The organism is Cupriavidus sp. CER-90 (assembly GCF_057652055.1).
Genome location: NZ_JBYGYM010000001.1, coordinates 574,444 through 591,643 on the forward strand (window position 1 = coordinate 574,444; position 17,200 = coordinate 591,643).

A 17,200-nucleotide genomic window follows, 5' to 3' on the forward strand; every position below is an offset into this window, starting at 1 on the left:
CAGACACCAGGAGAGTCTTACCTTGAATGTCCCCATGCAGTTGAGCGCCATGGTTTTCAGCGCGCTCTTGCTCAGCGGCTGCGCGGCCTTGCCCGGCCGGGCGCCAGTTGCCGCACCGAACCCCGGCGCGTCGCTCGCAAAGGCCGCCGCCGACGCCGCCGCGGCGCCGGACGATGTCGCCAGCCAGCTTCGCTATCGCGTGGAGCGCGAACAGCGCATCTGGACGCTCGTCCAGCAAGGCGCCGCGCAGCTCGATCTCGGGAACGTGGATGCCGCGGCCGCGTCGTTTGCCGAAGCCCTGTCCATCGATCCCGCCAACGCGCGTGCGCTGGAAGGCGCCCGGCGTGCCGCCAGTGCGCAGCCGATGGCTGCGGCCGTCGCAGCGGCACGGGCACAGGCCGACGCCAACCCGGCCGGCGCCATCGACACGCTGGACGACGCGCTGGCCACCGATGCCCGGCACGCCCAGGCACGCGCCTTGCGCGACGAACTGGTGGTGACGCAGGAACGCCAGCGTGGCCGCCCGGCGCGCACACTGGCCGCGTCGCTGCGCCAGCCCATTTCCGTACAGTTTCGCGACCAGCCACTGGCCACGGTACTGACCACCATCTCCACGCTGTCGAAGCTCAGCTTTGTGCTGGACAAGGACGTGCCGCAGGACCTGCGCGCCACGGTGTCCGCCAACGACACCTCGGTGGAGGCCATCGTTGACCTGGTGCTGGCCACCAACCACCTCGACAAGAAGATTCTCAACGACACAACGCTGCTGATTTACCCAAAGGTGGCCGACAAGCAGCAGCAATACCGCGATCTGACCACGCGCACGTTCTACCTGAGCAATGCCGATCCCAAGCAGGTAATGAGCATGATCAAGCAGATCGTGAAGACGAAAGACGTCTATGTGGACGAACGGCTAGGCATGCTGGTGGTCCGGGACACCCCCGAAGCCGTGGAAGTGGCCGAGCGGCTGGTGATCGCCCATGACCTGCCGCAATCCGAGGTGATGTTCGATGTGCAGATTCTCGAAGTCAACAACGCCGACGCCCTGAACCTTGGCATTCGTTATCCGTCCAGCATCTCGGCATCGGTCGCGGGCGCCGCCGGCAAGGCCGGCACGCTGACATGGAACGAACTGCGGCATCTGAACGGCGACAAGGTCGGCGTCAATCTTGGCGATCCGGTGGTCACGGCCAACCTGGCGCGCGAGACGGGCCAGGGGCAACTGCTGGCCAATCCTCGCATTCGCGTCAAGAATCGGGAAAAAGCCAAAATCATGATTGGCGACCGGCTGCCCGTGGTGACGACTGTCAACGGCAATGGCGTGGTCACCGAATCGGTCAGCTACCAGGACGTGGGCCTGCAGCTCGATGTCACGCCGACGCTGTCGCAGGACGGCGAGATCAGCGTCAAGGTGGCGCTGGAAGTGTCGAATGTCGTCAGCACGATCAAGACCCAGACCGGGCTGATGGCCTACCAGATCGGCACGCGCAAGGCCGAGACCAACATGACCGCCCGGGACGGCGAAACCCAGGTGCTGGCCGGACTGCTCAACCGCAATGCGCAGTCGCGCGGCCACGCCATACCGGGACTTGGCGATATTCCGATTCTCGATCGTGTCTTCGGCACCCGCGAGACCAAGACGACCACCACCGAACTGGTGCTGTTGATCACACCGCGCATCGTGCGCAATCTTCCCGTGCCGGCCGCGCACGTCACCGCGTTCAATAGCGGGCCCCAGGGCGCGATCACCACCGCCCCGCTGGTGCTGCAGCCTGCGCCCGCCGCCGCCCAGCCCGCGCGCGCGCCCGCCAAGCCGGTGCCGTCCTTCGAGTTCAGTCAATGAGACGCGCCGCAACACGCCTCGGCGCATCGGCGCGCAGGCGCGCAGGCTTCACGCTGATCGAAGTGCTGGTGACGCTGACGCTGCTGGCCACGCTGGCCATGATCGCGTGGCCGCTGGCCCGCATTGCCGCGCAGCAGAATCGCGAGGCCGAACTGCGCCGGGCGTTGTGGCAGATCCGTGAGGCGATCGACGCCCACAAGGCTGCCATGGACGGCGGTCGCCTGACGCGCATGGTCGGGGCCAGCGGTTATCCACCCACGCTGGCCGCGCTGGTCGAAGGCGTGACCGATATCCGCAACCCGGCCGGCGCCAAGCTCTATTTTCTGCGTCGCATCCCGCGCGATCCGATGTGCGGCTGCCCCGGCACCCCCGACGCGGATACCTGGGGCCTGCGCGCCTACGCAAGCCCGCCCGATGCGCCCGAAGCCGGTGACGACGTCTTCGACGTCTATTCGACATCGGTGGATGTCGGCACTAATGGCGTGCGTTACAAGGACTGGTAGATGGGACGTCGTATTTTCGCCAACGAACGCCGGGCCGGCTTTACGCTGATCGAACTGCTGGTAGTGCTGGCCATCATGGCCGCGTTGATGACGCTGGTCGTGCCGCGCTATGCCACCCAGACCGACCGCGCCGAAGAGGTGGTGTTGCGCCACAACCTGCTGGCGATGCGCGAGGCGATCGACCGGTTCCACGCCGATCACGGCGATTACCCGCCGTCGCTGGAGGCGCTGGTGGCGCAGTCGTATCTGCGCCAGATTCCGGTAGACCCCATCCTGCGTAGTACCACGGCCTGGCGGGTGGTTCCGCCGCCGATGTCGGACAGTACGGCCTACGGCCGCCCGGCACCCGAAGGCGTTTTCGATGTCCGCAGTACCGCGCCCGGCCAGACCCGCGATGGCACGCCGTTCGAGGATCTCTAGCACCGGCCGCCCGGCCGGCTTTGCATTGGTGTTGTGCCTGGCGGCCGTGGCGGTGACCGGCATCTACCTGATGAAAGTCGGCGATGTCTGGCAGACCCGCGCCCAGCGCGAGCGCGAGTTCGAGCTGCGCCACGTTGGGCGGGAGATCCAGGTGGCCATCCGGCGATATGTCGAGAACGGCGACGGCAGCTACCCGCGTACGCTCGACGACCTTGTGGACGATCAGCGCGGCAGCGAGCCACGCCGTTGGCTGCGTCGCGCCTGGCGCGATCCCATGACCGGCGGCGACTGGCAATATCTTCCGGCGCCCGGCGACGGTTTCCTGGGTGTCCACAGCACGTCGCCCCTTCGCCCGCTGAGGCAGTACAGCCATGCGGCCGAGGACGCCGCCTTTGCCCAGGCCGGCAGCTATGCGGACTGGCGTTTCGCCTGGTGGCCCGGACAGTCGAGCAGCGACTGAACCAGCCCGCCCTTATCCCGCAGCCGCCGCAGCAGCAGCCGCCACGGCCACCGTGCCGGCCGTTGCCCGCAGGTTCCGCAGCATGTCGTCGACCATCTCCTGCAGGCCGTAACGCGGCTGCCAGCCCCAATCCTGCCGGGCGGCGCTGTCATCGATCGAATCGGGCCAGCCCTGCGCGATGGCCTGCCGGTAATCGGCTTCGTAGCGGATCTCGAAGCCCGGTTCGCGCTGGCGGATGGCTTCGGCAATCTCGGCCGGCGTGAAGCTCATGCCGGCCAGGTTGTAGCTGCCGCGCTCGCGCACCGCTTCGCGCGGGGCTTCCATCAGCTCCAGCGTGGCGCGGATGGCGTCGGGCATGTACATCATCGGCAGGCGCTCGTCGGCATGGAGAAAGCACGTGTAGGGCTCGCCGCGCACGGCGTAGTGGAAGATGTCCACCGCATAGTCGGTGGTGCCGCCGCCGGGCGGCGTCTTGTGCGAGATCAGGCCCGGATAGCGCACGCTGCGCACGTCCACGCCGTGATGTTCGAAGTACCAGCGGCACCAGCCCTCGCCGGCCTGCTTGGAGATCCCGTAGACCGTGGTGGGCTCCATCACGGTCTTCTGCGGGGTATTCACCCGCGGCGTGGTGGGCCCGAACGCGGCAATCGAACTGGGCCAGAACACGCGCTGGATGCCATGATGGCGCGCGGCCTCCAGCACGTTCAGCAGGCCCGTCATGTTCAGGTTCCAGGCCCATTGCGGCGCCTTTTCGCCCGTGGCGGACAGCGCCGCCGCCAGCAGGTAGATCTGCGTGATGCCGTGTCGCTCGATCACCGTGGTCAGCTCGCCCCGGTCGGTGACATTGAGCATTTCGTGGGCGATGTGCACGTGGCGTCCGGTGGGCACCACATCGGACGTCACCACCTGCTCGCGGCCGTAACGCTCGGCCAGGGCCAGCGCCAGTTCCGAACCCAGTTGCCCGTTGGCGCCGATGATCAGGATCTTCGGCACCGTGTTGTTTGCGGCATCGTTCATGGAATCAGTCCCAGCTCGCGCCCGGCCTGGGCAAATGCGTCCAGTGCCGGACGCAAGGTACTTTCATCATGGATGGCGCTCATCTGCACGCGGATGCGCGCCTGCCCCTTCGGCACCACGGGGTAGAAGAAGCCCACCACGTAGACGCCCAGTTCCAGCAGGCGATCGGCCAGCTTCTGGGCCTTTTCGGCGTCGTACACCATGATCGGCACGATCGGATGGTCGCCGGGCTTGATGTCGTAGCCAAGCTTGACGATGCCTTCGCGGAAGAACGTCGTGTTCCGCTCCAGCCTGTCGCGCAGTTCGGTACTGGCTTCGAGCAGGTCCAGCACGGCAATGCTGCCGCCCACGATGGCTGGCGCGACGGTATTCGAGAACAGGTACGGCCGGGAACGCTGGCGGAGCAGCTCGATCACTTCCTTGCGGCCGGAGGTGAAGCCGCCCGATGCCCCGCCCAGCGCCTTGCCGAGCGTGCCGGTGATGATGTCGATCTTGCCGAACACGCCGCGCGCCTCGTGCGTGCCGCGGCCGCGCTGGCCCATGAAGCCGGTGGCGTGGCATTCGTCGATGCCCAGCAGCGCGCCGTGCTCGTCGCAAATCTTGCGGATCTCGTCCAGCCGCGCCACCGTGCCGTCCATCGAGAACACGCCGTCGCTGAACACGAGCTTGAAGCGCGCGCCCTCGGCGTCGGCCTGCTTCAGTTGCGCGCGGAGGTCGTCCAGGTCGTTGTGCTTGTAGCGGTAGCGGCGCGCTTTCGACAGGCGGATGCCGTCGATGATCGACGCATGGTTCAGTTCGTCGCTGATCACGGCGTCTTCGGGGCCCAGCAGCGTTTCGAACAGGCCGCCGTTGGCATCGAAGGCCGAACCGTAGAGGATCGTGTCCTCGGTGCCCAGAAACCGGGCCAGGCGGCCTTCCAGTTCCTTGTGCAGGTCCTGCGTGCCGCAGATGAAGCGCACCGACGACAGGCCGTAGCCATGCGTGCGCAACGCGGCGTGGGCGGCCTCCATCACCTTCGGGTGCGACGACAAGCCAAGATAGTTGTTGGCGCACAGGTTGATGACTTCGCGCCCGTCCGCCGTGCGGATGGTGGCGCCCTGCGGCGTGGCGATGATGCGCTCGCGCTTGTACAGCCCCGCGGCGCGGATGGCATCGACTTCGGCGCGGATCGATGCATAAAAAGCCTCGGCACTCGACATGGCCAGACTCCCGGTGGTAGTGTCTCGGATCGTTCGATCGATAAATCGAACGTGTTCTATATATCGAACGTGACGTGTACTATAACGAACAGATGTCGATGACGCAACCCTCACCCGCCAAGCCGCCCGCGGCCGTCGATGGCCCGCCGGCGGTAGGCAGCGCCCTGCAGGCGCTGCGGCAGAGCCAGCAACTGTCGCTGGACGACCTGTCGCGCCGCGCCGGTGTCTCCAAGTCTATGCTGTCGCAGATCGAACGGAACCTGGCCAATCCCACCGTGGCGGTGCTGTGGCGGCTGGCCAATGCGCTCGGTGTGAGCCTGACGGATTTTCTCGCCCAGGGGTCCGAATCGGCCCCGGCGCCCGCCGTGACGGTGGTTCAGGCGCACGCGGTGCCGGCGCTGAAGAGCCCGGACGGGCGCTGCGAACTGCGCATCCTGGGTCCAATCGACCTGGCCGGACGCTTTGAATGGTATGAACTGACGATCCAGCCCGGCGGCGTGCTGGCGTCCGAACCGCACGAGACGGGCACGCAAGAGCACTTGTCGGTGCTGGCCGGGGCCATGACCGTGCGGTCAGCCGGCGATGAAAAGAAACTGAAGCATGGCGAAACCGCGCGTTACGGCGCCGATGTGACCCATGCCATTGCCAATCCGGGCAAGAGCGTGGCGACGGCGCTGCTGGTCGTCGTGCATCCGGGGTAAGCCGCCGGAGGTAGAAGTCCTGGATCAGAAGGTGCCGCCGGGTTCACATTTCGTCGATCGCGGTTGACGCGGTGACCACGCCGGCGTCCTTCTCCAGCGAGAAGCGGTCGCGCGTGGTCACATAGAAGCTGGCGCCGAAGCGGCCCACGGGGAAATACTCCTGCAGCCGCACGCGCCAGCGTTCGGTATCGATCAGTCCGTCGCGCGCATGCAGGCGCAGCACGCGGCCGATGAAGATCTGGCGGCTTTCCGTCTCCAGCGTTTCCCAGAGCCGGCATTCGAACGCCACCGGCGCCTCGGCGATGCGCGGGGGGGCCACGTCGGTGCAGGCAGCGGCCGTCAGCCCCACGTGGGCCAGTTCGCTCATGTCCGGCGGCAGGCGTTCGCCACAGCGATGCATTTTCTCGGCCATCGCCTCGTCGCTCAGGTGCACGACGAATTCCTGCGTCCGCACGATATTGGCCGCCGTATCCTTCAGCGAGCCGTCGCCCAGGCGGTTCACGCTGATCATCACGATCGGTGGTTCCTCGCCCAGCATGTTGAACATCGAGAACGGCGCCGCATTGGCTGTGCCGTCGGGCCCCAGCGTGGTGACCAGCGCGATCGGTCGCGGCACGATCAGGCTGGCCATGAGCTTGTAACGCTGATATTCGGTGATCGCGGTGAAATCAATTTCCATCGTGTTCCTTGGGTATTCCGGCTTAACGCCCGGGCAGGCCCAGCATTTGTGCCAGGCTCTTTTCGCCCTGCATGCGCGACGTTTCGATGCGCTGTTCCAGTTCGCGCAGGTGGGCCTCCATCAGCGTCACCGCGCCCACGGCGTCACGCGCCTCGATGCAGGCGACGATGGCGGCGTGCTCGTCGTGCTCGCAGGGGGCGTGACCCGGCGGCTCGTAAAGCCCCACGATCAGGGAGCAGCGCGAAACCAGTTCGGTCAGGTAGCGTTGCAGCACCGGATTGCGCGCCAGCGCGGCAATCCGCAGGTGGAAGCCACTGGCCAGCCGCGCCCACGAAGGCTGGTCAAAGCGGTGCATCGCGTCGTGCTCGTCGGCCAGTTGCCGGCGCAGTTCGCGCAGGTCGTCCGGCGTCACGCGCTCGACGGCCAGTTCCACCAGCACCCGCTCCATCGCCCGCCGCGCCTCGAAAATCTGGCTGGTTTCCTCGGGCGTCGGCTCGGCGATCACCGCGCCCTTGTTGGGCCGCAGCGCCACGATGCCGTCGTGCGCGAGCTTTTCCAGCACTCGCCGCACCACGGCCCGACCCACGCCAAACAGCGTGCATAGCTCGGGTTCGGGCAGCTTGGTGCCCGGGGTCAGCCGATGGTTCAGCACGCCGTCGAAGATCGCCTGGTAGATGCGGGTGTCGGCGTCCTGCCGCTCATCCGGGGCGTCCGGGGCGTCCGAAGTCGCCGGCGGACGCGGTTCCTCCGCCCTCGGGGCGGCTTTCCTTGCAGCTTTGGTTGACATGGCGTCGGTCAGGGAAACAATGCCCATGATGTTAGCGCGCGGCGGCACTGGCGCTATCCGGCGCCATGGGCACCTGGGCGTCCATGGCGTCGCAGATCGCGCCTGGTGTCGTCAGCCAGACCTCGCCGTGAGACCGTCGCGCGGCAATGTGTGCCAGCGCCCGGCGCAGATGCCTGAGCCGGTACGGCTGCCCCACCAGATACGGATGCAGCGCGATGCCCATCACCAGTGGTTGCGGGTGGTGCGGATGGTTGGCCTGCAGCAGCATTTCATCGAACTGGTCGATGATCATGTCGGCGAATGCCGCGCCGTCCAGCTGGCGGGCGATGATCATCGGAATGTCGTTGAGCTCCTGCGGGTACGGGATCGACCAGAGCGCCCCGCCGTTGCGCGTCTGCATGCGCACCGGCCGGTCGTCGTGGGCCCAGTTCAAGGTGTACCGGTAGCCGGCTTCGGCCAGCAGGTCGGGCGTGACCAGCGTTTCGGAAATCCAGGGCGACAGCCAGCCACCGGGCGCCCGCCCGCTGTGTTCGCGGATGCGGTCGCGGCAGTGCACTAGCAGCGCACGCTCGCCAGCCTCGTCGAATTCGCTCTGGCGGTGCGCATTCGTATGGCCATGGCCGATCAGTTCGTCGCCACGCGCCAGGCACGCATCGAGCACCGCCGGGCAATGATCGTAGAGGGCCGTGTTCAGGATCACGCCGGTGGGCATGTCCAGCTGATCGAACAGTTCCAGGCAGCGCCATACCCCCACGCGGTTGCCGTACTCGCGCCAGCTGTAGTTCAGCACGTCCGGCTGCGGCGATACAGGGCCCAGGTTCGCGCCCAGCCCCTCGCCAAACGCGAAGTGCTCGATATTGAAGCCGAGATAGACGGCCAGGCGCGCGCCATTGGGCCAGTGGAAGCCATCGGCGTCGGTGATCGGGCGGTACGGAAAACGGCCGTGATGGCGCAACGGACCGAACGACGGCGCCGCCGCCTGCGCCGCCAGCGGACTCGGATTGAAGGTCATGAACGCGTGCCTTTCTTCTGGTTGGTGCATCCGCCCCCGGAACCGGCACCGCCTTCGTGCGCGATGCCCCGATTCCGATCGTATGCATGGATGTCACGTAATCGTTTGCAAATTGCAGGCCAGATCGTCTACGTATGGAAACGCCGGTTGTCCGGGACTTTCCGGGTGATTCGTCAACGCGGTGGCACGGCTCTTGCGAGACAACCCGCCGACACCCACCCATCCGGAGATCTGCCATGTTTCGTCCCCAACGCCGTGCACTGATCGCTGCCGCTGCGGCCGCCTGCGCCATGAGCGCCCTGCCCGCGCATGCCGCCGACACCATCAAGATCGGCCTGATCACGGCGCTGTCGGGCCAGTCCGCCCGGGCCGGCGAATCGCTGACGCGCGGCATGACCATCGCCATCGACGAAATCAATGCCAGGGGCGGCCTGCTGGGCGGCCGCAAGCTCGAGCTGGTGCGCCGCGACGACGAAGGCAACCCGGCCAAGGGTGTGCTGGCCGCGCGCGAACTGATCTACAAGGAGAAGGTGGCCGTGCTGTTCGGCGGGCTGGACACGCCGGTCTCGATGGCCATCGTGCCGATCGCCAATCAGGAAAAGGTGCCGTTCATGGGCCCTTGGGCCGCCGGCACGCCGATCACCCACAACGGCGCGAATCCGAACTTCGCGTTCCGCGTCTCGGCCGTGGACGAGGTGGTGGACAAGGCGATGCTGCAGTACGCGCAGAAGGCGTTCAACGCCAGCAAGCCGGGCCTGATCCTGGTGAATAACCCGTGGGGCGAATCGAACGAGAAAGGCATCGTGGCCGCGATGGCCGCCAAGGGCGGCAAGCCGGTGGGCGTGGAGAAATTCGAGGCCAACGACGTGGATGTGGTGCCCCAGCTCGGCCGCCTGAAGGCCGCCGGCGCCGACGTGCTGCTGATGGTGGGCAACGTCGGCCCGTCGGCACAGGTGGTCAAGTCGCTCGACCGCATGGGCTGGAAGGTGCCGGTGGTGTCGCATTGGGGCCCGGCCGGCGGCCGCTTCACGGAACTGGCGGGACCGAACGCGAAGAACGTCCACTTCGTGCAGACCTACAGCTTTTTCGGCACGCCGTCGCCGGTCAGCACGCGCGTGGTCAACGACCTGAAGGCCAGGTACAGCGACGTGAAGGGCCCGGACGACATCACGCCGGCCGTGGGCGTGGCCAACGCCTACGACGCCACGCAGCTGGCCGCGCTGGCCATCGCCAAGGCCGGCAGCACCAAGGGCGACGCGGTGCGAGAGGGCTTCTACAAGATCGACCGCTACGAGGGCCTGATCAAGACCTACGTGAAGCCGTTCTCGCCCCAGCAGCATGACGCGCTGACCGAGAACGACTACGTCTGGGCCCAGTTCATCGACAACCGGATCGTGCCCGTGAAGCCGTAAACGCGCGTTGCCGGGCGATGGTTGCGCCCCCCTTCCGCCATGCGGCCGCGGGGCGAGCACGTAAATAGAAGGACATCACCATGTTATGGATATCCGCCCTCATCAGCGGGCTGGGCCTGGGCAGCATGTACGGGCTGATGGCGCTGGGGTTTCACATCACCTACGCAGTCTCTGCCACGGTCAATTTCGCGCAGGGCAGCTCGATGATGCTGGGCGCCGTGCTCACGTACACGTTTGCGCAGACGCTGGGCTGGCCGATGCCGCTGGCCATCGTGCTGGCACTGGCGCTGTGCGCGCTGTACGGCCTGGCCGTGGAATTCCTGGCCGTGCGGCCGTTTGCCAGCCGGGGCTCGAACGCCTGGCTGATGGCCACCGTGGCGCTGGGCATCGTGCTCGATAACATGGTGATGCTGTGGTTCGGCACCGAGCCGCGCAGCCTGCCGTCACCGCTGGCCGCGCAGTCGGTACAGCTGGGCAGTTCGGGCGTTGGCGTATATCCGCTGCAGCTGGTGATTCCGGTGGTCGGGCTGGTGCTGGCCGCCGTGCTGCACGTGGTCCTGCGCAAGTCGCGCTGGGGCGTGGCCATGCTCGCCGTGGTACAGAACCGCGATGCGGCGCGCCTGATGGGCATTCCGATCCGTCGCACCATCGCCGGCGCGTTCGCGCTGTCGACGCTGCTGGCCGGTATCGCCGGCGTGCTGATTGCCCCGCTGTTCAATGTGCAGGCCGACATGGGCACCGTCTTCGGTCTCAAGGCGTTCGCCGTGGCCATTCTTGGCGGGCTGTCCAGCGCCTGGGGCGTGATGGTGGCCGGCCTGATCTTCGGCGTGGCCGAGGCGCTGGTGACCGCATCGCTCGGTTCCAGCTACACGCAGATCATCACCTTTGCCCTGGTCATCGCGCTGCTGGCGCTGCGCCCCGATGGGCTGTTCGGACGCGCGGAGGTACGCAAGGTATGAGCGAAGGAACAAGCCAGGGCATGAGCAAGACCATGACATCCACGGTATCCACCGCACCGCCGGCCAACCCGGCACGCCCCGCCGCGCCATGGCTGGGCCTGGGTTCGCCGCTGCAGATTGCCGCCATGTGCGCGGTGCTGGCCGCGGCCGCAGGCCTGACCCTGACGCTGAACGGCTATTTCGTATTCGTGATCGCGGGCGTGGCAATGCTGGCCATCTGCGGCGTGGGCCTGAACCTGCTGCTCGGGCTGACCGGCCAGGTGTCGTTCGGCCACGTTGGCTTCTATGCGATCGGGGCCTACGCGGTGGCCATCCTGACCGGCCAGGCGGGCTGGAGCTTCTGGGCCGCATGGCCGGTGGGCGCTCTGGTGGCCGCCGCGCTGGGCGGCCTGCTGGCGCTGCCCGCGCTACGCGTCAAGGGACCCGGACTGGCGATGGTAACGATCGCCTTCGGCTTCATCGTCGAGCACGGCGCCGTGGAATGGCGTGGGCTGACGGGCGGCCAGAACGGCCTGATGGGCATCGCGCAACCGTCGCTGCCCGGTGTGGACGGCGGCGAGCGTGCACTGGCGCTGATCGCCATCGCGGTACTCGGGCTCGCGCTGGCCGCCTATGCGCGCATTGCGCGCGGCAGCTGGGGCGCCGCCATGCGCGCGGTGCGCGACAGCGAGACCGCGGCCGCGTCGATCGGCGTCAATCCGCTGGTCGTGAAGACGGTCGGCTTCGCGTTTTCGGCGGCGCTGGCCGGCCTGGCGGGCGGCCTGTTCGCACCGCTGCAGGGCATGGTGACGCCGGGCATGTTCTCGTTCCTGCAGTCGATCCTGTTCGTGCTCGTGGTGATGATCGGCGGTGCCGGCACAGTAGCCGGGCCCGTCGCGGGCGCGGTCGTGGTGGGCCTGCTGCCTGAAATCCTGTCGAGCCTGGAAAACCTGCGCCTGCTCTGTTTTGGCGTGCTGCTGCTGGTCGTGCTCTGGGTGGCGCCCAGCGGCATGGTGGGGGTGGTGACGACGGCATTCCGCCGCCTGCATCCTGTCAGGCCGGCCGGCCACGACGCCGTGGCTGGCGCCATGCTGCCGCAGCGCCAGGCGGCGCAGCGCCGGGGGCTGTCGGCGCTGGGCCTGTCGATGGTGTTCGGCGGCGTGCGCGCCGTTGACGATCTGTCGTTCGACTTGCCGCCGGGCCACGTGACCAGCCTGATCGGGCCGAACGGCGCCGGCAAATCGACCGTGCTCAACATGCTGTCCGGCTACTATCGCCCGCGCTCGGGCGGCCGCCGGCTGGGCGCGGACGCGCTGCCCGCGCGCGGCGCCTGCCACAGCGCGCGCCATGGCATCTCGCGCACCTACCAGACCACGCAGCTGTTCACCGGCATGAGCGCGGCCGACAACGTGGCCATCGCCCTCACGCGCGGCAAGCTCGGCACACTGCTCGGCATCGCGGGCTTCACGGCCCCGGCGGTGCGCAACGAAGCCCGCGCCTTGCTGGCCGCCTGCGGCTATACCGGCGACCCCGATGCCAGCGCGGCCGACCTGGCCCACGTGGATCGCCGCCTGGTGGAAATTGCCCGGGCGCTGGCCACGCGGCCGGCCGTGCTGCTGCTGGACGAACCCGCAGCGGGGCTGTCCCGCGAGGACAAGGCCACGCTGGGCCGGCTGCTGCGGCGGATTGCCGACAGTGGCATCGCGGTCGGCCTGGTCGAGCATGACATGTCGCTGGTGATGGAGGTGTCCGACAGCATCGTGGTGATCGACGCGGGTCAGCACCTGTGCGCCGGTACGCCCGACGCAGTACGCGCCGATCCGGCCGTGCGCCGCGCCTATCTGGGCGAAGCGTCGGGGGTCCCGGTGCGGCGGCGCGGCCGGGCGGTGGGCAATGCCGTGCCGCCGGAAGTGCTGGGTGTCAGCGCACTGCGTGCCGGCTACGGCGCGGCGCCGGTGCTGCACGATGTGGACCTGCAAGTCCGCGAAGGCGAGATGGTGGCGCTGCTGGGTGCCAATGGCGCGGGCAAATCCACGCTGATGCGTGCGCTGTCGGGGCTGCATCGTCCCGTACAGGGCGGCATGACGTTCGACGGCACCGATCTGGCCCGGCTCGACGCGGCGAAGATTGCCGAAATGGGCGTGGTACTGGTGCCGGAAGGCCGGCAGGTATTCCCCGAGCTGTCGGTGCTCGACAACCTGCGGCTGGGCGCCTTCCCTTCGGGGCGCATCTCGCGTGCCGAAACCCTGCGCCGCATCGAGGCCATGTTCGCGCGCTGGCCCCGCCTGCGCGAGCGCCAGCACCAGCGTGCGGGCCTGCTGTCCGGCGGCGAGCAGCAGATGCTGGCCGTGGCGCGCGGGCTGATGTCGAATCCGTCGGTGCTGCTGCTCGACGAGCCGTCGCTGGGCCTGGCGCCGAAGGTCATCGAGGAACTGTTCGCGTCGCTGGACGCGCTGCGCGAGGCATCGATCACCATCCTGCTGGTGGACCAGATGGCGGCGCTGGCCCTGTCGCTGGCCGACCGCGCCTACGTGCTCGAAGAAGGCCGCGTGGTGGCCAGCGGCGACGCCGAGGCACTGGCCCAGGACCCGGCGCTGGTACAGGCCTACCTGGGTGGGCAGCACGCATGAAGCATCTGGCCACTTCCAGCGCGGGCATGGTCACCAGCCCGCATGCATTGGCAAGCGAAGCCGGCCTGGAGATCCTGCGCGCGGGCGGCAATGCCATCGAGGCCGCCATCGCCATTGGCGCCACGCTGTCCGTCACCTATCCGCACTTCACGGGCCTGGGCGGCGACGCTTTCTGGATCGTCAGCGATCAGGCCGGCAACGTGCGCGCGCTCTCCGGCATCGGGCAGGCCGCGGCCACACTGCCCGACTACGGCGCTGTGATCCCCACGCGCGGCGCAGCCTCGGCCATCACGTCGGCGGCCACGGTCGACACCTGGGACCGTGCGTTCGCCATCAGCCGCGACCAGTGGGGCAGCCAGCAATCGTGGAAACAACTGTTCCAACGCGCCATCGCGCTGGCACAGGAAGGCTTCGACGTCACGCCGTCACAGCGATTCTGGCAAGCCTTCCGGCAGGAAGAACTATCGGACTGGCCCGGCTTTGCCGACGTCTTCATGCCCGACGGACGCCTGCCCCGGCAAGGCGACCGGCTGCGGCAGCCGGCCCTGGCCCGCAGCCTTGATCGCATCGCGAACTTCGGTTCGCGCGAATTCTACGAAGGCGAACTGGCCGAGCGCATCGTCGCCGGGCTGCGTGCCGCCGGGTCGCCACTCAGGCTGCAGGACCTGGCCCGCACGGCCGCGCGCGACGAAGCGCCACTGCGCGTGCCATATCGCGGCGGCGAACTGCTGAGCCTGGCCCCACCGACGCAGGGCGTGACCACGCTGCAGATCATGGGCATCCTGGAACGCTTCGACGTGGCCAGCATTCCCGAGGGCAGCGCGGACTACTACCACCTGCTGGTGGAAGCCGTGAAACAGGCGTTTATCGAGCGCAACCGGCACGTGGCGGACCCCGAGTTCGCCGCCGTGCCCGTCGATGCGATGCTGTCGCCGGCGCGGCTGTCGGCGTTGGCCGCTCATATCGATATGCGTCACGCGATGCCCTGGCCGCATGTCTATCAGCATGGCGATACGGTCTTTCTTTCGGCCGTCGACCGTCAGGGCCGCTGCGTGAGCGTGCTGCAGACCGTGTATTTCGATTGGGGCAGCGGCGTGGTGGCGGGCGACACCGGCATCCTGTGGCACAACCGGGGCGCCGCATTCAGCACCGATCCCACCCATCACAACGCGATGCAACCGGGCAAGCGCCCTTTCCATACGCTGAATCCGGGCATGTATCTGCGCGACGGCAAGCCGCGGCTGACGTATGGCACGCAGGGTGCCGACGGCCAGCCCCAGACGCTTGCCGCCGTACTGACACGGCTGATCGACTACGGGATGGATCCGATGCAGGCGCTGTCCCGGCCCCGGTTTCTGCTCGGACGCACGTTCTCCGACACGCGCGACAGCCTCAAGATCGAGGCCGATGCGGGCGACGATGTGATCGCCACGCTGTCAACCCGCGGTCACGAAGTCAGCGTGATCGACGCGCAGAGCCCGTTGGCGGGCCATCCGGGCGCCATCGCGTTGTACGACGACGGACGTTGCGCGGGCGCGCACGATCCGCGCAGCGACGGCATCGCCATGGGGCTGCAAGGGGCATAGACACGGGATCGGAAACGTCAGGCATCATCTGGGCATCCGGGAGAAAACGGCAACGCCGCGCGTGACGCGCACAGGAAGGCCCTGCGTTCTGTAGCGGTTTTGTATCGGGCAGGAACCCCTACCGCGCATGCCCGTCCAATGCCTTAACTGTCGACTGGCCGTCACGATGCGATGCAGCGTGCAAGCGCCGGCGCGATGGTCCACAATCCCGTCGGAGGAACGCACCGCTCACAGCGGCCCCGCGTTCCCCATGTCCCCAGCAACCGCTCCCCTTACGCCCAAGGAGAACACCGTGCTGAGCCCACATGAACTTGCCACGCTGATGTTGATCGGCAATGGTCCACATACCCGCGACGATACGTCAAGCATCGCCGCACGCGAAATCGACCCCGTCGATCTCGATGCACTGATCACCCGCCAACTGGTGATCCTGGAATCCGAACAGGGCAAACGTCCCTGCCCGCAAATCACCGCGCATGGCCGCTCGATGCTGGCCGCGGTGGGCCGCCTGAACTAGCGGCCCTCTCCCTTCCATTGCTGCCCGCCGCCGATGCGGCGTGATGTTTCGCGTGAGGCCGCCATCGTCAGGGTTGCGGCCGGGGCCTGATAGCCATCGGTCAGCGTCTTCAGGAACGCGATCACATCGCGCATTTCCCCCTCGGTCATCCGGGGCTTGTCGCCCGGCTTGCCGCCAAACGGCGCTTCCATGTTGATGTTCGCGTGATACTGCGCCGGCAGGTCGTCGAACTTCCGCACCCTGCCGTCCGCGCCGCGCGGATACCACTTCTGCGGCTTCACATCGCGCTCGGCGTAGAAGTGCAGCACCTCGTCCAGCGAATGGAAGATGCCGTTGTGGAAAAAGGCGTGGCGCAGTGCCACGTTGCGCAATGACGGGGTACGGAACAGGCCGCAGTAGTCCGCCCGGTCCTTGAGGTCGGTCCGGTCCGGGCCGCACAGTCCCATGTCGAAGAATGCCGGATCGGCATTGCCCGCCAGCTTGCGATTGCGCGGCACGCCCACGGCGATAAAGCCGAAATCCGAGAACGCGGGGAATGCGCCTTCCCGGACATCGCCCGGGTGGCAGGCGGCGCAATTGCCCTTGTCCGGATCATTGAACACGCGCAGGCCGCGCAGTTCCGCCGCATCGAGCTTCGCCTGGCCGCGCAGCACCGCATCGTACTTGCTGGTATAGGGATAGAACTCCGAAGGCGTCTGCTGGAAGGCCTCCAGCGCCATCAGCACCGCGCTGAAGGCGGTGTCCTCGTCGTCCAGCACGTCCTGCCCCAGCACCTTGCGGAAGGTTTCGGCGTGCGGTCCGTTGCGGATGCGCTCGACCACCACCCGTGGCTCGCCGTTGGCCATCTCGTGCGCGGACAGCAGCGGGATGCGGGCCTGATCGTGCGTCGATCCGGCCCGGCCGTCCCAGTTGTGGCCGCCGGTCGGTCCCTGGTCCTCGGCGTCGTTGCCGTCGTTCTCGTGATAGTGGTCGGTGTAGGCGGGGACGTTCTGCACATAGCGCAGCGACGGCGCCGCCCGCACGCCGGTGCGCGTCATGTCCGCACCGCCCAGCTGCACCGACAGGTCGTTCGGCGGCCCATAGGCATGCGCGGGGCTGTGGCAAGTGGCACACGACTGCTTGCCCGACGCCGACAGCGCCGGATCGAAGAACAACGCCTTGCCCAGCGCATTGAGCCGCGCGATGTCGGGATGCCGCTCGGCAATCATCGCGTAGAACGGCTTCGGACCGGCGGCCCGGGGCACGCTGGCCGCTGCCGCCTGCGGGGCCGGGGTGTTCCCGATGGCCGTTGCCGGCGCGGCATCCTGTTGCCCGCACCCCGTCATCAGGCTGGCCAGCAGCACGATCAGCAGGCTGCCCGCCACGCGCAACCAGGTGAAGAGCGACGGGAACGCGGCGTTCCACAACAGCGGCGGCAAGCTCATGACGGAATGATGGCGGCGGGATGACGATGGATGGCGCAAGAGGCTATGCCGGACGGATGACATCCACGTGAC

16 protein-coding genes are annotated in these 17,200 nt (G+C 67.6%); 10 read left to right on the forward strand and 6 right to left on the reverse strand.

Going from position 1 to position 17,200, the window contains the following annotated elements:
• Window positions 1–22: 22 nt before the first annotated feature.
• The 4 genes from AC24R4_RS02575 to AC24R4_RS02590 are packed head-to-tail and all read left to right on the forward strand — an operon-like array spanning window position 23 to window position 3,226.
• Entirely contained in the window at window positions 23–1,843 is a 1,821-nt protein-coding gene (locus AC24R4_RS02575) for a secretin N-terminal domain-containing protein (RefSeq protein ID WP_487522158.1), read from the forward strand.
• Entirely contained in the window at window positions 1,840–2,346 is a 507-nt protein-coding gene (locus AC24R4_RS02580) for a type II secretion system protein (protein WP_487522159.1), read from the forward strand. The genes AC24R4_RS02575 and AC24R4_RS02580 overlap by 4 nt, the downstream gene beginning before the upstream one ends.
• Window positions 2,347–2,766, forward strand: coding sequence for a type II secretion system protein (locus tag AC24R4_RS02585; RefSeq protein ID WP_487522160.1), 420 nt, complete (start codon window positions 2,347–2,349; stop codon window positions 2,764–2,766). It abuts the gene before it with no gap.
• Window positions 2,741–3,226 (forward strand): type II secretion system protein, encoded by a 486-nt coding sequence (locus AC24R4_RS02590; protein ID WP_487522161.1) that lies wholly within the window; start codon window positions 2,741–2,743, stop codon window positions 3,224–3,226. Before AC24R4_RS02585 ends, AC24R4_RS02590 begins: the two co-directional genes overlap by 26 nt.
• Window positions 3,227–3,238: 12 nt before the next feature.
• Here the strand turns inward: AC24R4_RS02590 and AC24R4_RS02595 are convergent, their stop codons facing one another.
• Both AC24R4_RS02595 and kbl read right to left on the reverse strand, forming a co-directional pair.
• Complete coding sequence (locus tag AC24R4_RS02595) at window positions 3,239–4,243, reverse strand: L-threonine 3-dehydrogenase (protein ID WP_400396226.1); 1,005 nt, start codon at window positions 4,241–4,243, stop codon at window positions 3,239–3,241.
• Window positions 4,240–5,442 carry a glycine C-acetyltransferase gene (gene kbl, locus AC24R4_RS02600; protein ID WP_400396227.1) on the reverse strand — a complete coding sequence of 401 codons (1,203 nt, stop codon included), beginning with the start codon at window positions 5,440–5,442 and terminating at the stop codon, window positions 4,240–4,242. The genes AC24R4_RS02595 and kbl overlap by 4 nt, the downstream gene beginning before the upstream one ends.
• A gap of 98 nt (window positions 5,443–5,540) precedes the next feature.
• Between kbl and AC24R4_RS02605 the strand changes: the two genes are divergently transcribed.
• Window positions 5,541–6,143, forward strand: a complete 603-nt coding sequence (locus tag AC24R4_RS02605) for a helix-turn-helix domain-containing protein (RefSeq protein ID WP_487522162.1) — start codon at window positions 5,541–5,543, stop codon at window positions 6,141–6,143.
• Between the two features lie 43 nt (window positions 6,144–6,186).
• Here AC24R4_RS02605 and AC24R4_RS02610 read toward each other — a convergent pair whose 3' ends face one another.
• From AC24R4_RS02610 to AC24R4_RS02620, 3 genes are read right to left on the reverse strand one after another with little or no spacing between them, the layout of a single operon-like run.
• Complete coding sequence (locus tag AC24R4_RS02610) at window positions 6,187–6,822, reverse strand: flavin reductase family protein (protein WP_153948028.1); 636 nt, start codon at window positions 6,820–6,822, stop codon at window positions 6,187–6,189.
• A 22-nt stretch (window positions 6,823–6,844) separates the two neighbouring features.
• Window positions 6,845–7,609, reverse strand: a complete 765-nt coding sequence (locus AC24R4_RS02615) for a GntR family transcriptional regulator (RefSeq protein ID WP_487522163.1) — start codon at window positions 7,607–7,609, stop codon at window positions 6,845–6,847.
• A gap of 31 nt (window positions 7,610–7,640) precedes the next feature.
• Window positions 7,641–8,621, reverse strand: coding sequence for a polysaccharide deacetylase family protein (locus AC24R4_RS02620; RefSeq protein ID WP_487522164.1), 981 nt, complete (start codon window positions 8,619–8,621; stop codon window positions 7,641–7,643).
• Window positions 8,622–8,857: 236 nt separating this feature from the next.
• Here AC24R4_RS02620 and AC24R4_RS02625 point away from each other — a divergent pair, with 236 nt between their 5' ends.
• The 5 genes from AC24R4_RS02625 to AC24R4_RS02645 all read left to right on the forward strand — a co-directional run bounded on the left by AC24R4_RS02625 (window position 8,858) and on the right by AC24R4_RS02645 (window position 15,704).
• On the forward strand, window positions 8,858–10,033 hold the full coding sequence (locus AC24R4_RS02625; RefSeq protein ID WP_400393793.1) for an ABC transporter substrate-binding protein: 1,176 nt from the start codon (window positions 8,858–8,860) through the stop codon (window positions 10,031–10,033).
• A gap of 80 nt (window positions 10,034–10,113) precedes the next feature.
• Window positions 10,114–10,992 carry a branched-chain amino acid ABC transporter permease gene (locus AC24R4_RS02630; RefSeq protein WP_400393795.1) on the forward strand — a complete coding sequence of 293 codons (879 nt, stop codon included), beginning with the start codon at window positions 10,114–10,116 and terminating at the stop codon, window positions 10,990–10,992.
• Complete coding sequence (locus AC24R4_RS02635) at window positions 10,989–13,601, forward strand: branched-chain amino acid ABC transporter ATP-binding protein/permease (protein WP_400393797.1); 2,613 nt, start codon at window positions 10,989–10,991, stop codon at window positions 13,599–13,601. The genes AC24R4_RS02630 and AC24R4_RS02635 overlap by 4 nt, the downstream gene beginning before the upstream one ends.
• Window positions 13,598–15,187 carry a gamma-glutamyltransferase gene (gene ggt / locus AC24R4_RS02640; RefSeq protein ID WP_400393799.1) on the forward strand — a complete coding sequence of 530 codons (1,590 nt, stop codon included), beginning with the start codon at window positions 13,598–13,600 and terminating at the stop codon, window positions 15,185–15,187. Before AC24R4_RS02635 ends, ggt begins: the two co-directional genes overlap by 4 nt.
• A gap of 292 nt (window positions 15,188–15,479) precedes the next feature.
• A complete protein-coding gene (locus AC24R4_RS02645) occupies window positions 15,480–15,704 on the forward strand; it encodes a hypothetical protein (RefSeq protein ID WP_249641007.1) in 225 nt (74 codons plus the stop codon).
• On the opposite strand, the gene AC24R4_RS02650 is transcribed toward AC24R4_RS02645, so the two are convergent.
• Window positions 15,701–17,128 carry a cytochrome-c peroxidase gene (locus AC24R4_RS02650; RefSeq protein ID WP_487522165.1) on the reverse strand — a complete coding sequence of 476 codons (1,428 nt, stop codon included), beginning with the start codon at window positions 17,126–17,128 and terminating at the stop codon, window positions 15,701–15,703. The genes AC24R4_RS02645 and AC24R4_RS02650 overlap by 4 nt on opposite strands.
• Window positions 17,129–17,200: the final 72 nt, after the last annotated feature.